This is a genomic window from Endozoicomonas sp. PH6C, from assembly GCF_059322965.1.
This window is the reverse complement of sequence record NZ_CP185342.1, coordinates 1,922,966-1,945,739: the sequence shown is the minus strand read 5'-3', so window position 1 is coordinate 1,945,739 and position 22,774 is coordinate 1,922,966. Positions and strand designations below refer to the sequence as shown.

Annotated in this window: 17 protein-coding genes; 10 read left to right on the top strand and 7 right to left on the bottom strand. The window is 48.2% G+C overall.

Annotated features, from left to right (window positions below; translation table 11 throughout):
* Positions 1-26: 26 nt before the first annotated feature.
* Entirely contained in the window at positions 27-335 is a 309-nt protein-coding gene (locus tag ACOMG9_RS07920) for a hypothetical protein (protein WP_448216515.1), read from the bottom strand.
* Between the two features lie 60 nt (positions 336-395).
* Positions 396-4,415 carry an ATP-dependent RNA helicase HrpA gene (gene hrpA, locus ACOMG9_RS07915; RefSeq protein ID WP_494530042.1) on the bottom strand — a complete coding sequence of 1,340 codons (4,020 nt, stop codon included), beginning with the start codon at positions 4,413-4,415 and terminating at the stop codon, positions 396-398.
* A gap of 344 nt (positions 4,416-4,759) precedes the next feature.
* On the opposite strand from hrpA, the gene ACOMG9_RS07910 reads away from it, so the two are divergent.
* Both ACOMG9_RS07910 and ACOMG9_RS07905 read left to right on the top strand, forming a co-directional pair.
* Complete coding sequence (locus tag ACOMG9_RS07910; RefSeq protein WP_448216513.1) at positions 4,760-5,731, top strand: alpha/beta hydrolase; 972 nt, start codon at positions 4,760-4,762, stop codon at positions 5,729-5,731.
* Between the two features lie 94 nt (positions 5,732-5,825).
* Entirely contained in the window at positions 5,826-6,308 is a 483-nt protein-coding gene (locus ACOMG9_RS07905; protein ID WP_422137555.1) for a MaoC family dehydratase, read from the top strand.
* Between the two features lie 36 nt (positions 6,309-6,344).
* Here the strand turns inward: ACOMG9_RS07905 and ACOMG9_RS07900 are convergent, their stop codons facing one another.
* A complete protein-coding gene (locus tag ACOMG9_RS07900) occupies positions 6,345-6,596 on the bottom strand; it encodes a YkgJ family cysteine cluster protein (RefSeq protein WP_422133131.1) in 252 nt (83 codons plus the stop codon).
* Between the two features lie 303 nt (positions 6,597-6,899).
* On the opposite strand from ACOMG9_RS07900, the gene ACOMG9_RS07895 reads away from it, so the two are divergent.
* On the top strand, positions 6,900-8,669 hold the full coding sequence (locus ACOMG9_RS07895; RefSeq protein WP_494530041.1) for a YncE family protein: 1,770 nt from the start codon (positions 6,900-6,902) through the stop codon (positions 8,667-8,669).
* Positions 8,670-8,740: 71 nt separating this feature from the next.
* Here ACOMG9_RS07895 and ACOMG9_RS07890 read toward each other — a convergent pair whose 3' ends face one another.
* From ACOMG9_RS07890 to ACOMG9_RS07880, 3 genes are read right to left on the bottom strand one after another with little or no spacing between them, the layout of a single operon-like run.
* Positions 8,741-9,484, bottom strand: coding sequence for an amino acid ABC transporter ATP-binding protein (locus tag ACOMG9_RS07890; protein WP_448216510.1), 744 nt, complete (start codon positions 9,482-9,484; stop codon positions 8,741-8,743).
* A complete protein-coding gene (locus ACOMG9_RS07885; protein WP_494530040.1) occupies positions 9,468-10,418 on the bottom strand; it encodes an amino acid ABC transporter permease in 951 nt (316 codons plus the stop codon). Before ACOMG9_RS07885 ends, ACOMG9_RS07890 begins: the two co-directional genes overlap by 17 nt.
* Before the next feature lie 39 nt (positions 10,419-10,457).
* Complete coding sequence (locus ACOMG9_RS07880; protein WP_422133128.1) at positions 10,458-11,267, bottom strand: transporter substrate-binding domain-containing protein; 810 nt, start codon at positions 11,265-11,267, stop codon at positions 10,458-10,460.
* A gap of 361 nt (positions 11,268-11,628) precedes the next feature.
* Between ACOMG9_RS07880 and ACOMG9_RS07875 the strand changes: the two genes are divergently transcribed.
* Both ACOMG9_RS07875 and ACOMG9_RS07870 read left to right on the top strand, forming a co-directional pair.
* A complete protein-coding gene (locus tag ACOMG9_RS07875; RefSeq protein ID WP_422133126.1) occupies positions 11,629-11,982 on the top strand; it encodes a phage holin family protein in 354 nt (117 codons plus the stop codon).
* 92 nt (positions 11,983-12,074) lie between these two features.
* Positions 12,075-12,473 (top strand): hypothetical protein, encoded by a 399-nt coding sequence (locus ACOMG9_RS07870; protein ID WP_422133125.1) that lies wholly within the window; start codon positions 12,075-12,077, stop codon positions 12,471-12,473.
* A 17-nt stretch (positions 12,474-12,490) separates the two neighbouring features.
* Here ACOMG9_RS07870 and ACOMG9_RS07865 read toward each other — a convergent pair whose 3' ends face one another.
* Positions 12,491-12,883 (bottom strand): hypothetical protein, encoded by a 393-nt coding sequence (locus tag ACOMG9_RS07865; protein ID WP_448216509.1) that lies wholly within the window; start codon positions 12,881-12,883, stop codon positions 12,491-12,493.
* Positions 12,884-14,130: 1,247 nt separating this feature from the next.
* On the opposite strand from ACOMG9_RS07865, the gene ACOMG9_RS07860 reads away from it, so the two are divergent.
* From ACOMG9_RS07860 to ACOMG9_RS07840, 5 genes are all read left to right on the top strand, one after another.
* Positions 14,131-15,783, top strand: a complete 1,653-nt coding sequence (locus tag ACOMG9_RS07860; RefSeq protein WP_494530039.1) for a hypothetical protein — start codon at positions 14,131-14,133, stop codon at positions 15,781-15,783.
* Between the two features lie 298 nt (positions 15,784-16,081).
* Positions 16,082-18,349: a hypothetical protein gene (locus ACOMG9_RS07855; RefSeq protein WP_448216507.1), complete on the top strand. Its 2,268-nt coding sequence runs from the start codon at positions 16,082-16,084 to the stop codon at positions 18,347-18,349.
* Between the two features lie 330 nt (positions 18,350-18,679).
* A complete protein-coding gene (locus ACOMG9_RS07850; RefSeq protein ID WP_494530038.1) occupies positions 18,680-19,933 on the top strand; it encodes a valine--pyruvate transaminase in 1,254 nt (417 codons plus the stop codon).
* A gap of 364 nt (positions 19,934-20,297) precedes the next feature.
* Positions 20,298-21,023, top strand: coding sequence for a hypothetical protein (locus ACOMG9_RS07845; RefSeq protein WP_448216506.1), 726 nt, complete (start codon positions 20,298-20,300; stop codon positions 21,021-21,023).
* 438 nt (positions 21,024-21,461) lie between these two features.
* Positions 21,462-22,448 carry a transposase gene (locus tag ACOMG9_RS07840; RefSeq protein ID WP_448216505.1) on the top strand — a complete coding sequence of 329 codons (987 nt, stop codon included), beginning with the start codon at positions 21,462-21,464 and terminating at the stop codon, positions 22,446-22,448.
* The last annotated feature ends 326 nt before the right edge of the window (positions 22,449-22,774 follow it).

Sequence of the window (22,774 nt, the reverse complement as noted above, 5' to 3'; positions counted from 1 at the left end):
TTGCAGAATATTGACTGCAGAAGGTATTAATAGTCCTGCTCTGCGACGCTTTGATCATGATCAGAATCATCACTGTATTCGTCATCATCGTATTGGTCATCGTCGTACTTGTCTTCATCGAACCTTTCTTCATCAGCCTCATCCTCACCTTCTGAGTCAAAGTACGGGTCCGGATACTGAGTCGTTTCATTGTGATACAGATCTTCTGCGTCATAGCCGTGCTGCCCGGAGTCAGTATCATTCTGTTCTTCAAAAAGATCCATCTCATTGGCAACGGTAAAACCAAGCCCCAAAGCAGCCAGGATGAGAATAGCCCCCTTCAAAAGCTCTTTCATGGGTGTGGCCTCCCTGCCAAACTGTGTTTAACGACTTTCTCTGAAGGTTAACGACTTTTTTCAGACTTCCTGAACCTCCAGCCAGAGTTTCCTGAGGCGTTTGTCGGATACCGGGAAACGGGTTCCCAGTTTCTGGGCAAATAACGAGACACGGTATTCCTCAAGCATCCAGCGATAAAGCATGAGGTTTTCATCCACTATTTTATGTTTCTCATGAATGGCTCTACGTTTTTCCCAGGCTTTAAAAAGGGTCGCCAACTCCTCTGACCAGGCCCGGTCTTTATTGACCTGGGCAGGCAATTTCTCCAGCCTTACCTCAATGCCTTCGAGGAACCTTGGATAGTGCCTGAGCCACTCAATGCCTGCTTCACAGAGAAAACCGGGATAGATCAGCTGCCCCAGATGCTGTTTGATATCGGAAAGTGAAAATGCCCGATCAAAGGATATTTTGCCCTTCAGCTGCTTGCTGATGTTGTGAGTCTTCTGGAAAATCCCAAACAACAGGCCATCGACCTCTTCGGCAAAAGGCACCAGATGACCTTTTCGATCTTCAATCAGAGCATTGAAAGCCGCTTCATCCCTCGGCCCATTATTCCCGGATAACAGGGCAGGATCACGAACAAACACCTCCGAAATCAAAAACGCCTGAAGATCTTCCTCCAGTGCTCTGGCCTGCATGATGCCTGTGGTCAGCAGTTTCACCTGTTTCAGATGGTTCATTTTCGTCAGGGCAAACTTCAGCTGACTGGACAGCCTGAACTGAAGCAGACGAGTCACCCCCATACGGTGAGTCGCTTCAGCCATAGCTTTGTCTTCAAACAGTTTAACGGCCACAGAGCTGTTCTGATCCACCAGAGCGGGATAGGTTTTAAGCACCAGACCACCCACTTTGCGGGTTATCTCTTCCGGCAGATCACCACAGCTCCAATCTTTCAGACCTTCCTGCTGCAATGAACTGTCCGTGAGTCTGCGCATACTGTCTTCAGACTCCCGACCAAACTTTTCTTTGAGCTTGATCAGATCACGGCCCTGTCCCAGCACCTTCCCGCTTTCATCCATCAGCCGGAAGTTCATCTGCAAATGATCGGGCAGATCATCAGTGTCCCAGTGCTCATCCAAAATACGCATACCGGACATACGATGCAGATGATGACCCAGAATATCGGTCAGTGGCTCATCGCAGATAGACATAGACTCCATAGCGCCCCGAACATAATCCGGTACCGGGACAAAGTTTTTGCGCACCGCCTTGGGCAAGGCTCGTACCAGGGCCACACACTTGTCGTAAAGCATACCGGGCACCAGCCATTCCAGCCGGTGTTTAGGCAATAGTCTCAGGGCCTGTACCGGTAATGTCAGCGTCACCCCATCATCCAGAGCACCTGGCTCAAAATGATACGACAGCGGCAATTCCAACCCTTCCCAGCGGAAAAGGTCAGGGTACTTGTTCTCGGTCACCTCATCAGCATCATGCCTCATCAGATACTCTTTGGTGAGGTACAACAGCTGAGCATCCTGTTTCTCAGCCTCTTTTCGCCACTTTTCAAAACCCGCTCCGTTGTGGAGATTGGCTGGCAGCTTCTCATCGTAGAATTGATAAAGAGTTTCCGGGTCGACCAGAATATCTCTGCGTCGAGACTTGGCTTCCAGTTCATCCACTTCCTGAATCAACGACAGGTTGTGAGACTGAAACTTGCCCTGTGAATGATAATGACCCTCTACCAGAGCTTCCCGGATAAAAATCTCACGGGATACCACGGGATCAATGGCGCCATAACCGACCCGACGACGACCGACAATAATCAGGCCGTATAAAGTCACCTGCTCAAAAGCCACCACCTGGGCTCTTTTCTTCTCCCAGTGGGGCTCAAAATAATTTCTTTTGATCAGATGACCCGCCAGCGGCTCAATCCACTGGGGCTCCACTTTGGCATTAGTGCGGGCGAACAGCCTGGAGGTCTCCACCAGCTCCGCCGCCATCAGCCACTTGGGCTTGCGCTTAAACAACGTTGAAGATGGGAAGACATAAAAACGACGGTTACGTGCTCCCATATAATCCGCGTCGTCATCTTTGCTGCCCAGATGAGACAGCAAACCCGCCAGCAAGGATTTATGAATATCCGCGTAACTGGCCTCGTCTTCATTGGTTTTCAGACCGACTTCCTTGCAGGCCAGCGCTAATTGTCGATGCAGGTCCCGCCACTCTCGCATTCTCATAAACGACAGGAACTGTTGTTTGCAATATTTACGCAACTGGTTCTGGGACAGCGTCTGACGCTGTTCTTCGTAGGTATTCCAGAGCTGAACCAGGCTCATGAAGTCGGAGTCGTCGTGATAATGTTCACGGTGTCGCTGATCGGCGGCCTGCTTTTTCTCTGCCGGACGCTCTCTTGGGTCCTGAATCGCCAGAGCACTGGCGATGACGAGTAATTCGCCAAGAGCACGGTTTTTATCCGCTTCCACCAGCATCCGAGCCATTCGGGGATCTACCGGCAATCTGGAGATCTGCTGGCCGATTCGAGTCATACGACGTTTGTCACTGACGGCACCTAGCTCCTGCAACAGTTTGAAACCGTCGTTAATCGCCCTGGCATCAGGTGCATCAACAAAAGGAAAGGCAGCAATATCACCCAGACCCAACCGCAGCATCTGTAAAATAACCGCCGCCAGATTGGTTCTGACAATTTCGGCATCGGTAAATTCAGGACGCCCCAGAAAGTCCTCTTCAGAATAAAGTCGGTAGCAAACACCTTCTGCTACACGACCACATCGCCCTTTTCGCTGATTGGCAGAAGCCTGGGATATCGGCTCAACAGGTAGTCGTTGAACTTTTGAACGGACACTGTAACGACTGATTCTTGCCATGCCCGGGTCAATAACATAGCGAATACCCGGCACGGTCAGGGAGGTTTCCGCTACGTTGGTCGACAGGATCACTCTTCGGCCACCACCATGAGGCTGAAAGATACGGTTCTGTTCTGCTGCAGACAGGCGGGCATAAAGGGGAAGAATCTCGGTATGAGCCAGCCGCGCATCCTTGAGGAATTTATTGGTTTCCCGGATTTCCCGTTCACCGCTGAGAAAGACCAGCACATCCCCCAGACGTCCGCCTTTGCCGGAACGTTCCAGCTGCTCAATCTCCCGCAGACAGGATAATATACCCTGTTGAACTCTCAGGTCGGCATCCCGACCTTCCAGCTCCAGGTCTTCCACTGGGCGATAATTGACTTCCACGGGATAGGTTCGGCCAGAAACCTCAATAACAGGTGCATTATCGAAATGTTTGGAGAAACGCTCAACATCAATGGTGGCCGAAGTAATAATCAACTTCAGGTCAGGTCGTTTGGGTAACAGGATTTTCAGATAACCCAGCAGGAAATCAATATTCAGACTGCGCTCATGGGCTTCATCAATGATGAGAGTATCGTAGCAGTTCAGAAAACGATCATTCTGAATCTCTGCCAGCAGAATACCGTCAGTCATCAGTTTAATCAGGGTATTCTCATTGCCATGATCGGTGAATCGAACCTGATAACCTACCTGCTCTCCCACAGGCACTTTCAGCTCCTGCGCTATCCGGCTGGCGACTGATCGCGCGGCCAGCCTTCTCGGCTGGGTGTGACCTATCTGGCCAACAATACCCCGGCCAGCTTCAAGACAGATTTTCGGAATCTGGGTGGTTTTACCGGAACCTGTTTCGCCGGCAATAACAACCACCTGATGTTTTTCAATCGCCTTACGGATCTCGTCACGACGGGCTACGACGGGCAGCGCCTCATCGTATTCAATGTCAGGCACAGCCTGTCGCCTTTCCTGAACTCTGGAAGTGGATCGATTGATTCTTTCCTGCAGCTTATCCATCGCTGCCTGGTCGCCGGTTTTCAGTCTCTGAATCTGCCTGCGAACAGGAAAACGATCCCTGACCATGCACTGGTCCAGAGCGTCGTATAATGCTTTCTTGTTCAGCTGGCCGCCCTTTGCAGGGTCGCGCTCTGGGGAATGTTCGCTGGGCGATGACCTTTCTTGACGCTGGGTGGGTTCAGGGCTCTGGATAGGCTCAGGGCTGTTTCGGCCGGACACTCATATCTCCCGGAAAATGCAATTCAATCAAAACGCCCAATTATACTCGGTCCGGGCTCTGATATCCGATTTTCTTTCATACGCTTGCAGGGAATGAAGCGGCTTCTGAGAGTCATTCGCCAGAAGCGACGGGGTGTCGAAGATGATCATTTTTTCTGTTTTCCCGGTAGTGAGCCGGTAGAAAAAATCATTAAACCATTTACTAATTGTTTCATTTTTGCCATAAAGTGTCCTCTGACTTTATAAGTCTTGAGCCGCCCTGTCTCGCCTGTCTTATAGAGGTACTAACCTGTAGTCATGGCTAAAGAGCAAAAATTCAACAATAACGAGAGCAGCTCCACGGCATGAAAATCTACACACTGAAAAGCGACGACCACAGCATTCCTCTCTATTGCTGGAATAACCTGCCTGAATGTGTGGACCGCAAAGGCATTGTTCACATCAGCCATGGCATGGCGGAATATGGACAGCGTTACCGCTCTTTTGCCTCAGAACTGAATCAGGCAGGCTACCTTGTCTTCGCCCATGATCATAGAGGGCATGGCGCTTGTATTGAGCAAGAGGGTGCAGGCTATTTCGCCGGGCAACGAGGCTGGCATAAAGTAGTGGATGATCTGGCAACCGTTGTTGAGTTTATCCAGAAAAAGTTTCCCAGCGCCCCGCTGGTTCTCATGGGTCACAGTATGGGGAGCTATATCTTGCAGAGCTACCTGATCCATCATACTCCCAGGCTGGCTGGAGCTATTCTCTCCGGCTCAAATTATGCCCCCAGACTGTTACTGGAAGTCGGCCTGCTGGTCGCCAAACTGGAATGCCTGAGACAGGGCAAGAAAGGCATAAGCCCCCTGATCAAACAACTAACCTTCTCCAGTTATAACCGCCGATTCAAGCCAAACCGTACTGAGTTTGACTGGCTCAGCAGAGACCCACAAGCGGTGGATGATTATATCTCCGATGAGCTCTGTGGTTTCTCCTGCAGCAATCAATTGTGGCACGACCTTTTCCAGGGTTTACTTCATATCGGGGCCACCCACCATCTTAAACAAATCGAATCGAAGCTGCCTTTTCTGGTCATGGGCGGTGAAAAAGATCCAGTCAGCGCTCCTTTGGGGCAACAGAAACTTACCAAAGCATTACGGAAAGCCGGTTTAAGAAATGTCACACTGAGCCTGTATCCTGAAGGCCGTCACGAAATGTTGAACGAAACGAATTCTCAGCAAGTAATAAAACGCTTGTTACAATGGATCAATCAAACAGTCATGAGTCAGGAATATTGCTCAGTGAATAATTCCGCCCCGGAGCTCACAGAGTCCTGATCGTAAAAAGCTTTTCGGGGCATTAATGGATTTGTCAGCCGGTAGTGTTTACTGCCGCCCTTTCTTGTTATGTTGCCTTTAAGGGCCAATGATAATGCGTAAACTGGAAAACACCCCGTTTGATGAGCTAAAAATCGGGGATAAAGACACTCTGACCCGGACACTGACCGAGCAGGATCTGCTGCTGTTCGCCAAGGTTTCCGGCGATACCAATCCTGTGCATCTGGACAAGGATTATGCCGCCAAGACTCAGTTTGAGGGTCGTATTGCACACGGAATGTGGACGTCATCCCTGATCTCCTGTGCCCTCGCCACCCAACTGCCCGGTCCCGGCGGCATTTACCTGTCACAGGAAGTGAAATTCATGCGTCCTGTCAAAATCGGTGACACGATAACCGTTGAATTGGAAGTGATTGAGATTAATGAACGTCGCAAACGCGCCACTATCTCCACGAACGTAGTGAACCAGAACGGCAAAACGGTGGTCAAAGGCAAAGCGGAGGTCATGCCCGCTGTCGACAAAGTGGTGGTGGATGAATATCCATTACCCGATGTGGAGCTGATCAACAGAGCCTGATTATCCTGGAGCCGGGCTACAGTATCCGGCTTTTCTTTAACGGGTCAGTGTCTCCAGCACGATCAAATTACTTAAAGCGACAGAATTTTCCTGCCCGCATACAGCGCGGTCAGCCTTGAAACCGGAACAGACTTCCGGACGACCTGACTGACCAAAAATTTTGCAAAGATTATTGTCATCAAGCTGAATACAGCGAACCCCGGCAGGCTTTCCCTCAGGCATACCTGGTATGGCAGAAGAAATCGAAGGTGCTATACAACAGGCACCACAACCCAGACGACATTCCATTTACTCCCCCTGCAATCTGAAAAACAATTAAAAACCCCAAAGCAATGATCAAAACTGAAAGGCGGCGGGATTCTAATACTTCGATGGCTTGATAGAAACAGGGAAATGCCGGGCAGCCCTGGCTGAACGCTTCGACTGTCTGTCTACGACTCTGGAAATGCCTTCCAAGGACAACGTGGACCCGCCGGATGAGTACCAGGGCTGGAGCCCCCGGGGTTTTATGAATTTACTGGAAACTGCCCCGAAGCAGGCTACTTTGAATGAGCACCTCAGAAACTAAACCTTTTTAGAGAAGTGTGCTCTATGAATTTCAAAAATTGTAACTTCTTCAAACCAGACTCAGTGACGCGACGACCGTTGTTTTTTCTCACCCTGGCGATTCTGCCATTGTTGATGAATGCAACACCGGCCAGGTCTCAGTCTGCTGATTGTTCTCTCACTGTTAAACCTGACGACGGAGCGTCGGCAGGATACGGCCGGTGTCCTGTCGATAAACGCTGCAAACCTTCTGATGATGAAAAGGACTGTATACCGGAGTTCGGACCCAAACTGAAAAATGGCCATTTCGGCCCATCAATTCGTCAATGGGGTAGTTCCAGAATCGGAGGCCTGAACAAGCCTGTAGCAGTGGCAGAGAACCCCAATGCAAGAGGTCAGTTCTTTGTGCTGAACAGCGGCGATGACAGCATAAGTATTTTTTACTGTCCCGGTGTAAAGTCCGCTTCTTCATACAAACCGGAACATCGTCGTGACCTGGCTTCCTGTCATTTTATGCACCGACCCACTGATATCGCCTTTGGTGGCTCACCCACCCTGGGTGATGTCCCCGAATTTGAAGGGCAGGAGGTTCATAATATAAGCCAGACCGGAACCTTTGCTACCACCGGTGGTAGCTGTAACGATTATACGGCATCTGCCTTTATGGGATACGATTTCACTCAGCGAATCTGTTCGGACTTTATGGGACCGACTCTTTGGGAAAACAACCTTAAAACCTTTGCTATTAAAAACAATGATTTTTTCCCCGATGATCTCGCCACAAAACCTTTTGGCTCCCATATCGACATGCTTCATCAGGAACCCTACGCAATGGGTATCACCTGGGAAGGCAGGCAAGCAGGTTACTGGTCGTGGGACGCAGGCCCCGACTCTAAATATGGAAGTATTGTGTACAGCAATATTACCCGCTCCCATGGCTATGGTGGACATGAACATACCCATGCCTTTCTGTATCGGTACGCCAATACAACCATGAACTTAAAGCCCGGAAGCAATATTGTCCCCGGACATATGGCCAGATACGACAAGTATTTGTTTGTAGCCAATCCAGAAAAAGGCGTAATTAACGTTCTTGATACTGAAAGCGGAACCGAAGAGGGGGATGTAAAGCCCGAAAATGAATGGCGTGACAAATATGCCGCCTATACCAGAATAGAGGGTGCCAGCTTCACCGAACTCAGTGTCACCGGACTTGAACTAAAAAGCCCCAGCGGTCTGGTTATTTCTAACAAGAGGCTGTTTGTCAGTGATTCTGAGACCGGAAAGATCCACGCCATAAGTCTCGACACTACAGGAAACCATACCTACATAGGCTGCATTCAAACGCCCGCAGGCCAGATTGCAGGTCTTGAGGTTGATCAAAAAACCGGACGCATCTGGTTTGTTGACGCTACCTGGCACACACTGAATGTTGTTGAACCCCTGTGTCCGAGTCGCGATGACTGTGTATCTGATTCACCCTGGGGTCAGCAATGTGCTCCCGACACCGATGAAAATGGCAAGACTGTCTGGCAAGCGCATCTGGAAGAATCGAACAATTATGATAATTTTCAAGGGTGTGCCAGGTATTACTTTCTTGCCTGTCCGGGAGGCGATTCACACAAGAACCCTAAGCTTCCCGTTTGCAAGGCACAGGGTGGCACATGGCGGGATGCAAAAGTCAGCTGGATTGACGGAAAGAGTACCTGCAAATGCATACCCCCTGAATTAAGACTGTCCTCCGAATCCAATCGGGTCGCTGCTGCATGGCTGCCACTGGGCATTTTGCCAGTACTGGCCCTGTATTACCGCTAAAGGGAGTCATGCTGCACTGGAAGGCATGGCCCTGATCCTCAAAGCCATATCTTCCAGAACCCGGTGATGACTCAGATGACCTGACTCAGAAAAGCCTGCAGGCGTTCACTGTCAGGACTCCCAAAAAAGCGATCAGGAACACTGTCTTCCAACAGCTCACCGGACTCCATAAACAGAACCCGGTCGGCCACTTCACGGGCAAAGCCCATTTCGTGAGTGACCACAACCATGGTCATACCTGAGCGAGCCAGTTGTTTCATCACCTCCAGAACCTCACCGACCATTTCCGGGTCCAGTGCTGAAGTCGGCTCATCAAACAACATGATCTTCGGCTGCATGGCCAGTGCCCGGGCTATGGCTACACGCTGCTGCTGACCACCCGATAATTGAGGTGGAAAACTCCTGGCTTTGTCAGACAAACCGACTTTGGCCAACAATGCTAAGGCCCTGTCTTCAGCGTCGCTTCTGGAGATACCACGCACTTTCATCGGTGCAAGACAGATGTTGTCCAGCACACTCAGGTGAGGAAACAGGTTGAAGGACTGGAACACCATGCCCACTTCTTCCCTCAACTTATTGACATCACCGGGCGTGGTCAGGGAGATTCCGTCCACGACGATTTCACCGGCATTGATGGTTTCCAGCTGATTCAGGGTACGCAGAAAAGTCGATTTGCCCGAGCCACTGGGCCCAACCACAACCACCACCTCTCCTTCCCTGATGGTCTGACTGACATTTTTCAGGGCATGAACCCCATTGGGGTAGACCTTGTGAATGCTCGTCACGGAAATGATAGCGTCAGTTTCTTGCAGCATACTTCACCTCCATTCTTCTGACGACAAACGACAGGATACCGGTCAGTACCAGGTAAAGTGCCGCAACCGTGAACCAGACTTCAAAGGGACTGAAGGTGCTGCTCACCGTTTCCCGACCGGCTTTGGTCAGATCGGTCAGGGAAATCACCGAAACCAGTGAAGAGTCCTTGATCAGGTTAATAAACTGACCGGCCAAGGGTGGCAGAACACGTTTAAAAGCCTGGGGCAGAATGATATAGCGCAGGGTTGCACCACGACTCATTCCAAGACTGCGCCCAGCCTCCATCTGACCTTTGTGAATCGACTCAATACCGGCTCGAATAATCTCTGCAATGTAGGCGCCGGTGAAGATCGACAGTGCTGCAACACCGGCTGTAAAGCGATCCAGATGAAGAACCGTACCAATAAAGAAATAAACAATGAAAATCTGCACCAGCAACGGGGTGCCACGAATCACCTCGATATAGAGTATCGAGAGATTTCTCAACGCCGGATTGGGAGAAATTCTCGCCAACCCTGAAATCACTCCCAGGAGAATGGCAAAGACAATAGAGACCAGCGACAGCTTTATGGTCATCACCAAACCATTGGCTATGGGTCCGGCCTTCCATTCATAATTGACAGCCAGCAAATCCCCTTCAAAGACCAGATCACCGTCATAAACCTGAACGTCGGCAAAGCCTTTAATGACCGTCTGCTCTGAGTCATCAAAGTCATTCACCAGAACAAGTTGTCCACTGTCGTTGGTTTTAACAGTGCCGTCGTATTCAGCCCTGAGTGGATTTTCTGCCTTGAAGAAAACGTACTGAGGAATGCGCTCCCAGCGCCAGATATACTCAATCGATTGGCTTGACTTATAGATACCCACGCCCATCAGCAGCAATAACGCACCGAAAACCAGGTTCCACAGAACCTGGTTCGGTTGTTTTTCCATTTGCAGCGGACGGCCGGTCAAGGGTTTACTGCTCAGCACTTAGTTCAGAGTCTTCTGCCATTCGGAGCTTTGGAACCACTTGGCATAAATCTTATCGTAGGTGCCATCGGCCTTGATCTGGCTCATAAAGTTATTCAGCCAGTTTTCAAAATCAGGATCACCTTTACGAATACCCCAGGCCAGAGGCTCATGAGTGAAGGCGGTGTCCAGGTGAGTCAGCTTGCCTTCATTCTGGCTGGAGTAAATCGCATTGAAAGGAAAGTCATAAACGAAAGCATCTGCCTTGCCGTTAGCAACTTCCAGAGCACCATCGGCTTCTGTTTCAAACAGGCGAATATTGGCTTTACTCAGGTAACGTTTGGTCGCCTGTTCACCGGTAGTACCCAATTTGGTGGCAACAGTGTACTTCTTGTTATTCAGATCCTTGTAGCTCTTGATTTCACCTTCCAGCCCCTTGCGCAGCAGGATACTTTGACCGACGACAATGTAAGGCTGGGCAAAGTTGATCTGCAGGTTACGCTGAGGAGTCAGGGTCATGCCGGACATAATAATATCAAACTTGCCGGTCAGCAGGGCAGGAATGATTCCATCCCAGGCAGTGTTGACCAGTTCCAGCTCAACACCCATGGCTTTGGCCATCTGACGGGCAATGTCTACATCAAAGCCGACAATATCACCGCGCTTATTGGTCATTTCAAAAGGCATGTAGCCCGCTTCCATGCCAACACGGAGGGTTTTGCGCTCAATGATTTCATTCAGGGTAGACTCTTGCCAAAGCTCTGTGTCAGAAGCAAAAAGGCTGGTGCTAAAGGCCAGCATAAACGTCAGAAATACCATTATTTTTTGCATTATGTTTCACTCCAGGGTCCCGGTTTGGCCGGAACTCAGTCACTACCAGTTTTTTATAATGTGAAATATGCTGTCAGAGACAGCACAGTATCTCGCTTATTTGTCGTTTTGTTTGGCCTTCAACAGAAGGTCAAATGCGCACAAGACCAGGGTATTCTACATAGACATGTCGATTTGAACAGTACTTTAGTACTATTCAATACTGAACCAAAGAATTTCGCTAAAGAGGGTGTCGCAAAACTCTGGTTCACATCTCCAGCGTGGGAACGATAAATTCAGGACTAACACCTGTTTTTCTGTCTTTGACTTCAGGATGGTGTAAAGTGCACAAGCCATTGATGCCATCTGGAGAACGTTTGCCATGCTGAGCCTGATTTTATACTTCCTGATCAATGGTCTGGCTGTTTTTATCACCGCCAGAATCCTTAAAGGCGTAGAGATTGAAAACTACGGAAGTGCGATATTAGTATCTATCCTGCTGGCAGTGGTGAATACCTTTGTCAAACCGATTCTGTTTTTCCTGACCCTGCCCATCACCATCCTGACTCTGGGTTTATTTATCCTGATACTCAATGCCTTGATGTTGATGATCGTTAATTACTTTATGGACAGTTTTCATGTGAAAAATTTTGGCTGGGCACTGATCATGAGTATTGTACTTTCTATCATCAATTCAGCGCTGTTCCTAGTGATACCCGGCGTAATGATTCCTTAGCATCATGCCGACTGTTCAAATTGGAGAGGATGTCAAGTTTTAAACCTTACAGTCGAGACATATTTGCAGAGACTCTGACGAAAGGAACACTGATGAAAAGGATCACTCTGGTACTGGCCAGCCTCTGCGTCCTGCTTATTTCGCCAATGACCCAGGCCAGCGCCCAGGAAGCGGCCCTGAACTTTTATTTTCAAAAAGATCCGGGCACCAGGGGGTACGCTGTCACGCTGCCACTGATGCTGAGTCCTACTTCCAGAGATCAGCCCATGGAAATCAATGAATTCCCAGCTTTCAAAGTGTCTGTTCAGCAGGGTATACGGGGGCTGGACATCCTCTTCTTCGACAAACTTTCCGGCAAGTTACTGGCCAAGATGCGCTACCCAATGTTGAATCGTCTGAAGAATACTTTTCAGACACAGGGATTTACCGGGCTTCAATATATCCATCACCCCAATGGAGCTGTGCTCCAGTTTATTGGAATGGTGAAATAGACAACAGTGACTGAATATTACTCTGAACTATCCCCATCCTCAAACTCGTAATCAGTATTTAAGCCTCCCCGATTCTGATCTGACCCGGAGAGACGCTCAACTCTTGAACAGGTATTATCAATATGCTCCTGGACGACCACACTATCACAACCCTGCAGTGCCCGAGAGCATATCGGACAACTGATCTGACAATGGAAAAAGGCCCAGTGATTAACCACTGCCATTTCTGACATCAGTGGCAGATCAACCGTATAATCCGCATTGTCGAGCTGTTGAAGATGACCTCCCATCAGTAGCACACGAAGCAGGGACTCAGCCCCCTCATCACCCTGGCATGAACCACACCGGTATGACTCGATATGGCGGGGCAGATGAGCCTGCAAGGCTTGTTGGTTGTTGAAAGTTACCACACAAAAACAACAGCTGTATTGCAAATGGCTATTCATGTGAAAAGCGGAAGGCTGGTGAATGTGTCCGAACCGATTGAGAGTACAGCCTGATACCGGACATTGCACCTGCCCCTGGTGTGAGGACTCAAAATGAGCAGTATTGTCTGTTTCTGCTGTTAAAACACTCTCACATCGGGGAAAAATACAGGCGCTAAAACAGTGTTGCAGCAAAGCATTTATGAGCTGTTGCCGGGGAAGATTTAATTCCAGGTTCTCGCTACAATGCCGACACATTTCATGGACTCTTCCTCTGGAACACTGTTGCAAATGCTCCGAAAAAAAATGAGCCCTGCCCCCCTGATTAAGTACCATAGTTCTATGCCCAGGAGGGCAAAGATTACAGTGAACCCTGGGCCTTCTGCTCTTGCCACAGCATGGACACCTGGCAGGTGAGGCTCCAAAGAACCGATAGCAGTCTTCACAAAGACATTTGCCACAACAGGAGTATTTCCAGCGAATCGCCTTTTTCTGGCAATACCAGCACAGATGAGAAATCTTTTTATCTCCAGGTCCCGAGCTTCGTCCATCGCTATTATCCTCCTTGTGATCCTCCGCCCCGGCCGCAACAAGCCTATCTGGCTCAGACGACGCCTCTTTCATACCTGTGCCTTTTCTGTTACCCCCCCCGCTATTATCATCAGTTGAGCTCTTATCACTGCACCGGCTCACATCGGCGCCGAACTGCAGAATTCCGTTCAAGGCACCATAAAAAGAGTTCAGATTACTAGCCGCCTCAAAAACCCTATCCTGAGAGCTGCCGCCTATCGCCTGGATCGTTTTTGGCATAAGGCCGTTATAAACAGGAATATGGGCGCTAAACAAGGGAGTCAGAAAAATCAGCAACAAGGCTTCATGACAAAAAGCCACTCCCGGCTGTCCTTCCCCTGAAGCTTGAGCAGGGCCCCACCAGACCAGAAAAACCAGCGGCAGAAATATCAATATCTTCAAGACTCTTCGTGCCATCAAAAAGGTGAATGGTTTTAATAGGACAGTCAGTTTCAGCCTGCCAATAAAACCTTTTGCAAAATAATGATTTTTATCAGCCTTATTTCTGCCTGCTACCTATACTCCTCTGTTGAATAAAAAGTGCTGTCCAGTAAAAACGATATTACCTGGTTGAGATTAAACCAGTAGTCCTGACAGGGTATGAATGATTGTCTATAGAAAATGCTTTTACTCTACGAGCAATGTTGTCTAACGAGGAAACGATGAAGCTTTTACTGTCTCTTGGCATTCTCGCTCTTATAACGGTCCTGTCTGCTGAATCTTGTCCGGCTTTGCCGACAATACCAACAAGTCAAACCACTGCCGCAACAAGTGAACTTAGGCTTTACGAGCTCTGCTCAGGAAATATCGAGAATCAGGAACTGCTCAGCACTGTGGCCATGAAAAGGGCAACGGTAAAGGCTCTGGAACAGGTCCTGGCCAGGTCTACACAGCCCATCGACCGTTGTGTTATCGAGACCCCGACCAAGGGAAACTATCTTGATGAAAGCATCAATGGATTCAATACCAACAAATCAAGAGAAGACACCGCCAATACCGCTTTCCTGCTGGTAGGTGTCGGCATAAAATCAGAACCTGTCAGAGCAGCAGAGGACTGCGCTCCGACGAAACCGGTCATTGCCGGAAAACAGAGGGGGCAGCCTTCGGTTTTACCCAGGGACTGGCTTGAACAGTTTCAGCTCAGAAAAACCATTTATTTAAAAGCGGGACAGATGCTGATCGGGGTGCCACTGGACAGCAGCAACGGTGCATTTGCAGAGGGTTATTTTGCAGGTCTGAAGAGAAAAATTGACCCGGCAAATAACTGCTCCAAACACTTATACAACCTCAGAAGTCTTTTTTACAAAGGGGAGATGATTCATTTTAGTGGTACAAACATCCTGATTACTGGTTTAACCACGTTACCATCATTCACTGGTACTTATCATGCTGACCTCCAAACAAAAACGCTTTGCGATCGGGATTGGCTTAATACCCATAGAGCCGCTCCTGGCCACGAAATGCACACTGAAATACTGAAAGGAGAACTGGACCTGAAATCGCCGGAAGTTCCGGATAATGGCTATATGGTCAATATTTTCGGGAATGAGCTCTTTCAAATCCTTCAGCCCGTCGTTAGCATTTCTCTGGCGGAGGAATCCGGAGACGTAGATTCAAGGTTATTTGACAAAACAACCCTGATTGGTTTTTCGAACAATCAGGTCTATTCCTGCTACCCGGGCCAAGTTGAAACGGCCGTGAATATTAACATTGCCTATCAGGATGCCTCACCAGAGTCCGGGGTCATTCAGGCTCTGGAATTTAATGACAATCACATCCTGGGAAATGCAGCGCAAGCCATAAACCTTGTGCTTCCGGAACAGGTTAAAGCCAGCATTATCAACAATCTTTTTGTGACGACAAAAGTCAGTGACAGGGATACAAAAGGTATCAGCATCAATGGCCCGGACCAGAGCAGCAAGAACTGGCAAGCCTCATTAACCCTTAATGTAACCGGAAAACTTATAAAAGGTTATCAGGCTGCGTTGTCTCTGGCAGGTCATCAAAAGCGGGGGTTGTATCCTGATCCATCATCCAGCAGTAAACCAACCCCCGCTTTACTCAGCGCCGTGACTGAAATACAGGCAGCATTCGGCGATACAACTGAGAGCGCTTATTTTCAGTTCTCTGCTTATACAGAAAGTAACAACCCGGAAGACTCCAACGCCTGGCCACTCACAGCGATATTCATCGGCGGAGTCTCGATTGCGACCCTGGGTATTATTGGCGGATACCTTAAGTACAAAATGAGAAACTATTTCTTGGCGAGATTTGGTGCTGAAATGACACTATCAGGGCCAAAATCCGAGTTCTGAGCAATGCAAACAGGTCACCGGAATACCCTGCCTCCAGTCAAATCATGAGGCAGGATACAGGCGAGGTTTCGCTGTAAATCACTCACCCCTGAAGAAAACGTTTTTGCGCCAGTATTTCGATTAATTCTCAAAAAAACCTACCAATGGATAACACCGTCTATACTCCCTTAGCAAATAAAAACATTATCTAACAAAAACAACAGTACCTGCTTGATATTGAGCAGCCATTTTTCGGCATGAATGATTGTCTGTACTAACCGTTTTTGTTTTACGACACTTATTGTGTAATGAGGACGCCATGAAATACTTACTGTCTCTCTGCATTATTATTTTTATAACGGCCTTATTTGCTGAATCTTCCCCAGCTTTCCCCACCACTGCAACAACCGCAAGCCCCACTTACAGTGCCAGCCAACCTCAAACCACTGTCGCAACAGGCAGACTGGAACTTTCCGAGTTGTGCAAAGGAAAACCCTTAGGCGAGGACCTGCTCACCTCAGAAGCCATGCTACAGGCAACTGTAAAAGCACTCAGGCAAGTTTCTGCCAGGACCAGACAATCCATTGACCGATGTGTTATCAATACCCCGACCAGTAGCAGCTATCTCGACGAAGACATTGATGATTTCAATAGTGGCAAACCATGGGAAGAGACCACCAACACCGCGTTTATTCTGGTGGGTGTCGGCATGAAGTCAGAAGCGGTTTCCGCTGGTGAAGGCTGCGCTTCGAAACGGCCGGTCATTGCCGATAAAGACGACGATCTGCCTTCAGCCCTGCCCGGTAACTGGCTTGAACACTTTCAGGTCAGAAAAACCATCAATTTAAAAGCAGGGCAAATGCTCATCGGGGTGCCACTGGACCGCAGTGACGGTTCATTGGCAGACGGCTATTTTACTGCCCTGAAGAGAAAAGTTGAGTCCGGACATGGACATACTTGCGGAGAAGGCTGGTTGGATGAGAAATACAAAAAAAACGAGAACAAACCTCCCATATTTGAGCTGATTCACTTTAACGGTGCAGGCATCCTGATCACAGGTTTGACCACATCACCTGCACTAGACAACTTTAAGGTAGATGTTGGCAAATTTTGCAAATATGATTCGGAGTTTGTCACTATTCCCAGCCACGAAGTGCACGCTGAGATGCTGAAAGGGGAGTTGAACCTGAAGTCCGTGGAAGTCCCGGACAATGGCTACATGGCCAATATTTTCAGGAATGAGTTCTTTCAGATCCTGAAACCGGCTATCAGCCTTTCTCTCGCCGATGAATCGGAAAACGTCTATTCAGCGCTTTTCAGGAACAGAACCCTGATTGGCTTTTCGAACAATAAGGTCTATTCCTGCTACGACAAGGGAAATCCCGTTGAAACGGCTGTGGATATTGACCTTACCTACCGGGATGCCACACCCAAACCAGAATTTATCCGGGCTCTGGAATTCAAAGATAATTACATCCTCGGAAATGCGCCAAAGGCTATGAACCTGGCTCTTCCCGAACACGTTAAAGTCAGCATTAGCAACAGTGAGTTTGTGACAACAGAAGATGACGTGAATACAAGAGGCATCAGCATTGATGGTCCGAACCAGAGCAGTGTAGAATGGCAATTCCCGTTGACTGTGGATATGACGGGCAATCTTATCCAGGGTTATCAGGCAGCACTGTCTTTGACCGGTTATCAAAAGCTGGTGTTGAAATCAAACCGGCTTCTTGGCAAGCGATTGTCCATAGAACGTCGGGGCGATCTGACACTGCCTGTCACACTCTCAGGCGACAGAAACAACCTGTATGATACCATATTAGAGGATGATCCCTGCTACCAGCTTGAACATACTAACATCATCGGTGGTTTAGTATTTTCTAACGGGAGGGCTTCCTGCCCGAGAGGGTTTGCCATTCCAACAACAGGACTCACCCCCTCTGAGCTGTCAGACTTCGACAAGCGCAGGAATCACTTTCCTGGCACACCCTCTTCAGACAGCCGTCGCTTTTCAGAAAAGCCTACAGAAACAAGCTATGAGAGCAGTTTCAGAGAGTCTGCAACGCATTCTGTCACAACACCCGATCTGAGCTCCCGGGCAGAGAAACCAGTGACCTCTGGCTTATCCCTCAGAAGTAAATCTGATTTAGAGTCGATAACGGCAAGTTCACACAAAAATTTCAATGGCACATCACCGCCGGCTTCGCCAACCCCTTCTGGCAAACGCAGTAACAGTAGCAAGGATAAAATTTTCAAACACATAAATACTGAGGGTAACAGCACCAGAGAGCATCCAGATTCATCACCAGCCAGCAGCCTGCCCACCCATTCACAAAGCCTCGTGACACAAATACAGCCAACCAACAACAATTCAACTCCGGCAGGTCTTGAGTTTTCGGACGACAGGAAAAGACTCGACTCGTCAGGTATGCATGACTGGCAAACCGCTCTGATAACCACTGGCGTAGTTGCCCTTGTTGGTGCGGGCATTGTTATCAGCTACGTCAGGTACAAAAGCAAACGTTCTCTCCAAAGGGAGCCTCTTATCAAAATGAATGCTATTGCAGAAGATCCTCTACCCGAGTAACTTGCAAACAGTTCGCCGGAACCCCACCCCACGTCAAACGATGAGCAGGGCGGGGGGGGGGGGGGCATAAAATATCTTATGCACAAAAGCACAATCTCAGTTAAACTGCCGGGATATTTCCTGGTATAAGAGCGCTGCGATTCAAACGACTCGAGTGTCCGCAAGCACCGGGACTAGCGCACAAGTAGCGGGCAAAGCGAAGCACTTTTGCGACAGTCTTGCACCCTGACGGCAATCTTCACTCAATACAGCCTTCAGCAGGATAACCCTTTCCGGGCTTTACTGCGAATGAGCAAAAGCCTTTCGATTTTATGTTGACCTGAGACAAGCATGAAGCTTTCCACATTTGGCACGAAATTTACCAGTCATTCGGGCATTCTCCAACTTATGGATGACCTGGGAAATGCACTGGTCGGCGGCCAGGATATGATCATGATGGGTGGAGGCAATCCGGCCCATATTCCTGAAGTGGAAGAGGCTTTTCGTCAGCGACTTCGGAAAATTCTGGATAGTCAATCTGAGTTCACCCGTCTGATCGGGACCTATGACCCCCCCCAGGGAGAAAAAGAATTTATTCATGAGACGGCTCGCTTTCTGAACCGTCAGTTTGGCTGGCAGCTGGGACCGGAAAACATTGCTCTGAGCAACGGCAGTCAGGCGGCATTTTTCATGCTCTTCAATATGTTTGCTGGTGATTATGATGATGGCAGTCATCGTTGTATTCAGTTACCACTGGCGCCTGAATATATTGGCTACGGTGATGCAGGTCTGAGTGAAAATTTCTTCATCGCTAACAAGCCTGAAATCAGGATCATTGATAAATACATGTTCAAATACCATGTTGATTTCAGCAGCCTGAAAGTCGATGAACGGACCGGTGCACTCTGCGCTTCCCGCCCGACCAACCCAACCGGCAATGTCCTGACCGACTCGGAAGTCAGTCGGCTGGACGAAATAGCCAGAGCCCATAACATTCCTCTGATCATTGACGGCGCCTACGGCACCCCGTTCCCGAATCTGATCTTCAGTAATGCCAACCCGGAATGGAATGAGAACACCATTCTCTGCCTTAGCCTTTCCAAGCTTGGGCTGCCCGCTGCCAGAACCGGCATCGTCATTGCCAACGAACAGGTTATCAAAGCATTGTCTGGTATTAACGCCATCATGAATCTGGCTCCCAACAGCTTTGGTAGCCTGATTGTGCTGGATATGATCCGTGATGACAGCATCATAGATCTTAGTAAAAATGTGATTCGTCCTTACTATGAAGACAAGGTCAGATTTGCCGTTTCTCTATTACATAAGTATCTCAATGGCGTGAACTGGAAAATACACAAACCGGAAGGTGCCATGTTCCTGTGGCTCTGGTTTGAAGGACTGCCCATCAGCAGTCAGGAACTTTACGAGCGACTGAAAAAACGTAACGTTCTGGTCGTCTCCGGCCACTATTTCTTCCCGGGCATGGATGATGACTGGCAACACAAGCATGAATGTCTGAGGATGACTTACTCACGCGATAATGAAACGGTAGAGCGTGGTATCCATGTTATTGCCGAAGAAGTCCGCAAAGCTTATCAAGATTGACTCTGCTCGCCCTGTCAAGGCTGTCGCAAAACACGGACTCCCATAAGCTGTCTTTGTTATCAAAGTCCGGTTCCCGGCCCTTATGCGCTCTCACGCGGAGCGAAGGGACGAGTTGTTAGAGTTTTGGACAGCCTTTATCGGGCGATGGTCAGTTAATATTGGAGAAGACTCAGGCTTGCATTCCAACCATTCAAATCTACATTAACAGCTAGTATATGGCTTCAATGAGTTTGACTGAAAACAAAACCATTCAGCCGGAAGCCTGTCGGAAAGATGTAAATTCATAATTCGGTTTTATGTTCCAGTTTGCATAAGACCTCTTCTGCGGCTTCGCATCTGCAATATAAAACGCAGGTACTGTGTTATGTACAGACAATTCCTGTCCTGTTTCTCTCGAGCCTTGACCCTGTCACTGATCATGTCGTTATTATTAGTGACTGACGGCAGGGCCGAATCGCCAACACCTGTGGAAGCTAACCACCTGTGGCCATTGGAACAGATCATCATTCAGATTCGAAAGAAGTACGGTGAGGTCATCATTCAGAGTGTACGTATGACTGAAGAAGACAAACGTAAGGTCAGGGTCATAGACTTCACTGACAGTATGAACAGAAACCAGCGTGCAGTGGTTGATGCCCGATCAGGCAGGATCATTGAAGTTGCTCAATTACAGTCGCCCATGCCGCTGGAAAAAATCATAGCCAAAGTCAAAAGTAAACATTCTGTTGTAGCCATACTGAAAACAAGGACCGACATGCAAAATGGCCAGCTGGTTCAAATCGTTGACTTTATAGACAAGAAACACAAGCGCTGGTCTACGACGCTTGATGCCTATACTGGCATGATCATTGACGAATACAACTACACAATGAAACCTCAGGGTAAACTGCTGTCCCTGAATCAGGTCATAACAAAGGCCAGGGATACTCACAAGAGCATGGTGATCCTGAAAACCCGTCTGGCTCGCTGGAAAAAACAGCCAGTCCGGGAAATTTATTATCTGGACGAAAGCCGCTATAAGAAAAGATTGGTCGTAAATGCCTCTACCGGAGATATCATTGAAGACCGCCTCTACCCATCGCCGCTGTAATCGTCTCTATTGAAAGCCTGGTGTTACCGGCTTCTGACTTATTGTAATCACAATAATTTCTGCTACTGATCCCGATCAACCCAAACAAAGTGGCTGTTGTTCAGGATGGACTCTCCCTGCCAGCGGTATGCAGCCAGAAAAAATAATAGAAAAATAATAGGACACCCTGAAAATAAAAATAATGAAAAATAATAGGAAAGGAAAAATAATAGGGCACCCTTATATTTGACGAAAAAATAATAGGACACCCTTATATTTGACAAAAAAATAAAATAATAGGACACCCTTATATTTGACAAAAAGGAAAAATAATAGGACACCCTTATATTTGAAAAAAAATAATAGGAGAAAAAAATAATAGGACACCCTTGTATTTGACAAAAAAATCAGTTCGTCTATCTTTTCCGTTGCTGAGTTTTAGTTCCGGCAGGAGAGGTTATGACCCGTGCACGAAGTTCTTTGATCGACCCAGGTTCCACGCCTTATTATCACTGCATAGCTCAATGCGTACGCAGAGCGTATTTGTGTGGAGAGGATTATTTAACAGGCAAAAACTACGAGCACCGTCGGCAGTGGATTGTAGATAAACTCAGAGAACTGGTTTCAATCTTTTCTATAGAAGTCTGCGCCTATGCTGTCATGTCGAATCACTATCATGTGGTTTTGCATATTAATCAAAAACCTGCCAGAGAGTGGACAAGAGACGAAATTTTGAGTCGATGGACAAGGCTTTTCACAGGGCCGCTTCTGGTTCAGAGGTATCTTGCTGCTAACCAGCTGAGTCATTCGGAACTGGCTCGCGTGGACGAATTTGTTGAAGAGTATCGAAATCGTTTAACGAACATCAGCTGGTTCATGCGTTGCCTGAACGAATATCTTGCCCGTGAGGCTAACCAGGAAGATGGCTGTAAAGGTCGCTTCTGGGAAGGGCGGTTTAAAAGTCAGGCGTTGTTGGATGAGGCAGCGTTGTTGACCTGCATGGCCTATGTTGACCTGAATCCGCTCCGTGCTGAAATGGCGGAAACTCCAGAAGGATCAGACTACACGTCGATACAGGAACGAATAGAAAATTTGGAAGGTTCTGATACCCGAAAGCAGCCAATCACCCTCATGCCTTTTCGATCACGGGGGCAAAATCCGGATAAGGCATTACCTTATATTCTTCACGATTATCTTGAGCTGCTTGACTGGAGTGGCCGTGCAGTCCGATCTGATAAGAAAGGTTCAATCCCTTCAGATATCCCGCCCATTCTGACCCGATTGGAAATTGATTCAAATGAATGGCTCAAAACCATGAGATGGAATAATCGCTTCTATCGGGCATTGGGCAGGCTGGAAGCCATGAAAACTTTTGCTCGGGAAATGGGGCAGCAATGGGTAAAGGGATTGTTTACCTGTAGTCGTTTATTTCGTTGCATAAGTTGATTGCCTAATTTTCCCGTTGTTATTTGCTTCTCCTGTCATCTGGGGAGCTCTGCTATTTCTGACTTCCCCCCCCTTCTGAGTGATTCGCTTGTTGTTTGTTATGATAAACGATTAATATCCTCTTTTGAGTGGCTGTCAGGGCTTAATGGGCTTCTGGGCTCTCGGTTTTTGAACCGTATTTATTAGTTTATATTTTATATGGATTTATATTGGATTTATATGGATGTCCTTTTCTTTTCTTATATGGATGTCCTTTTCTTTTCTTCCTTTTCTTTTCTATATGGATGTCCTTTTCTTTTCTTTTTTCTATATGGATGTCCTTTTCT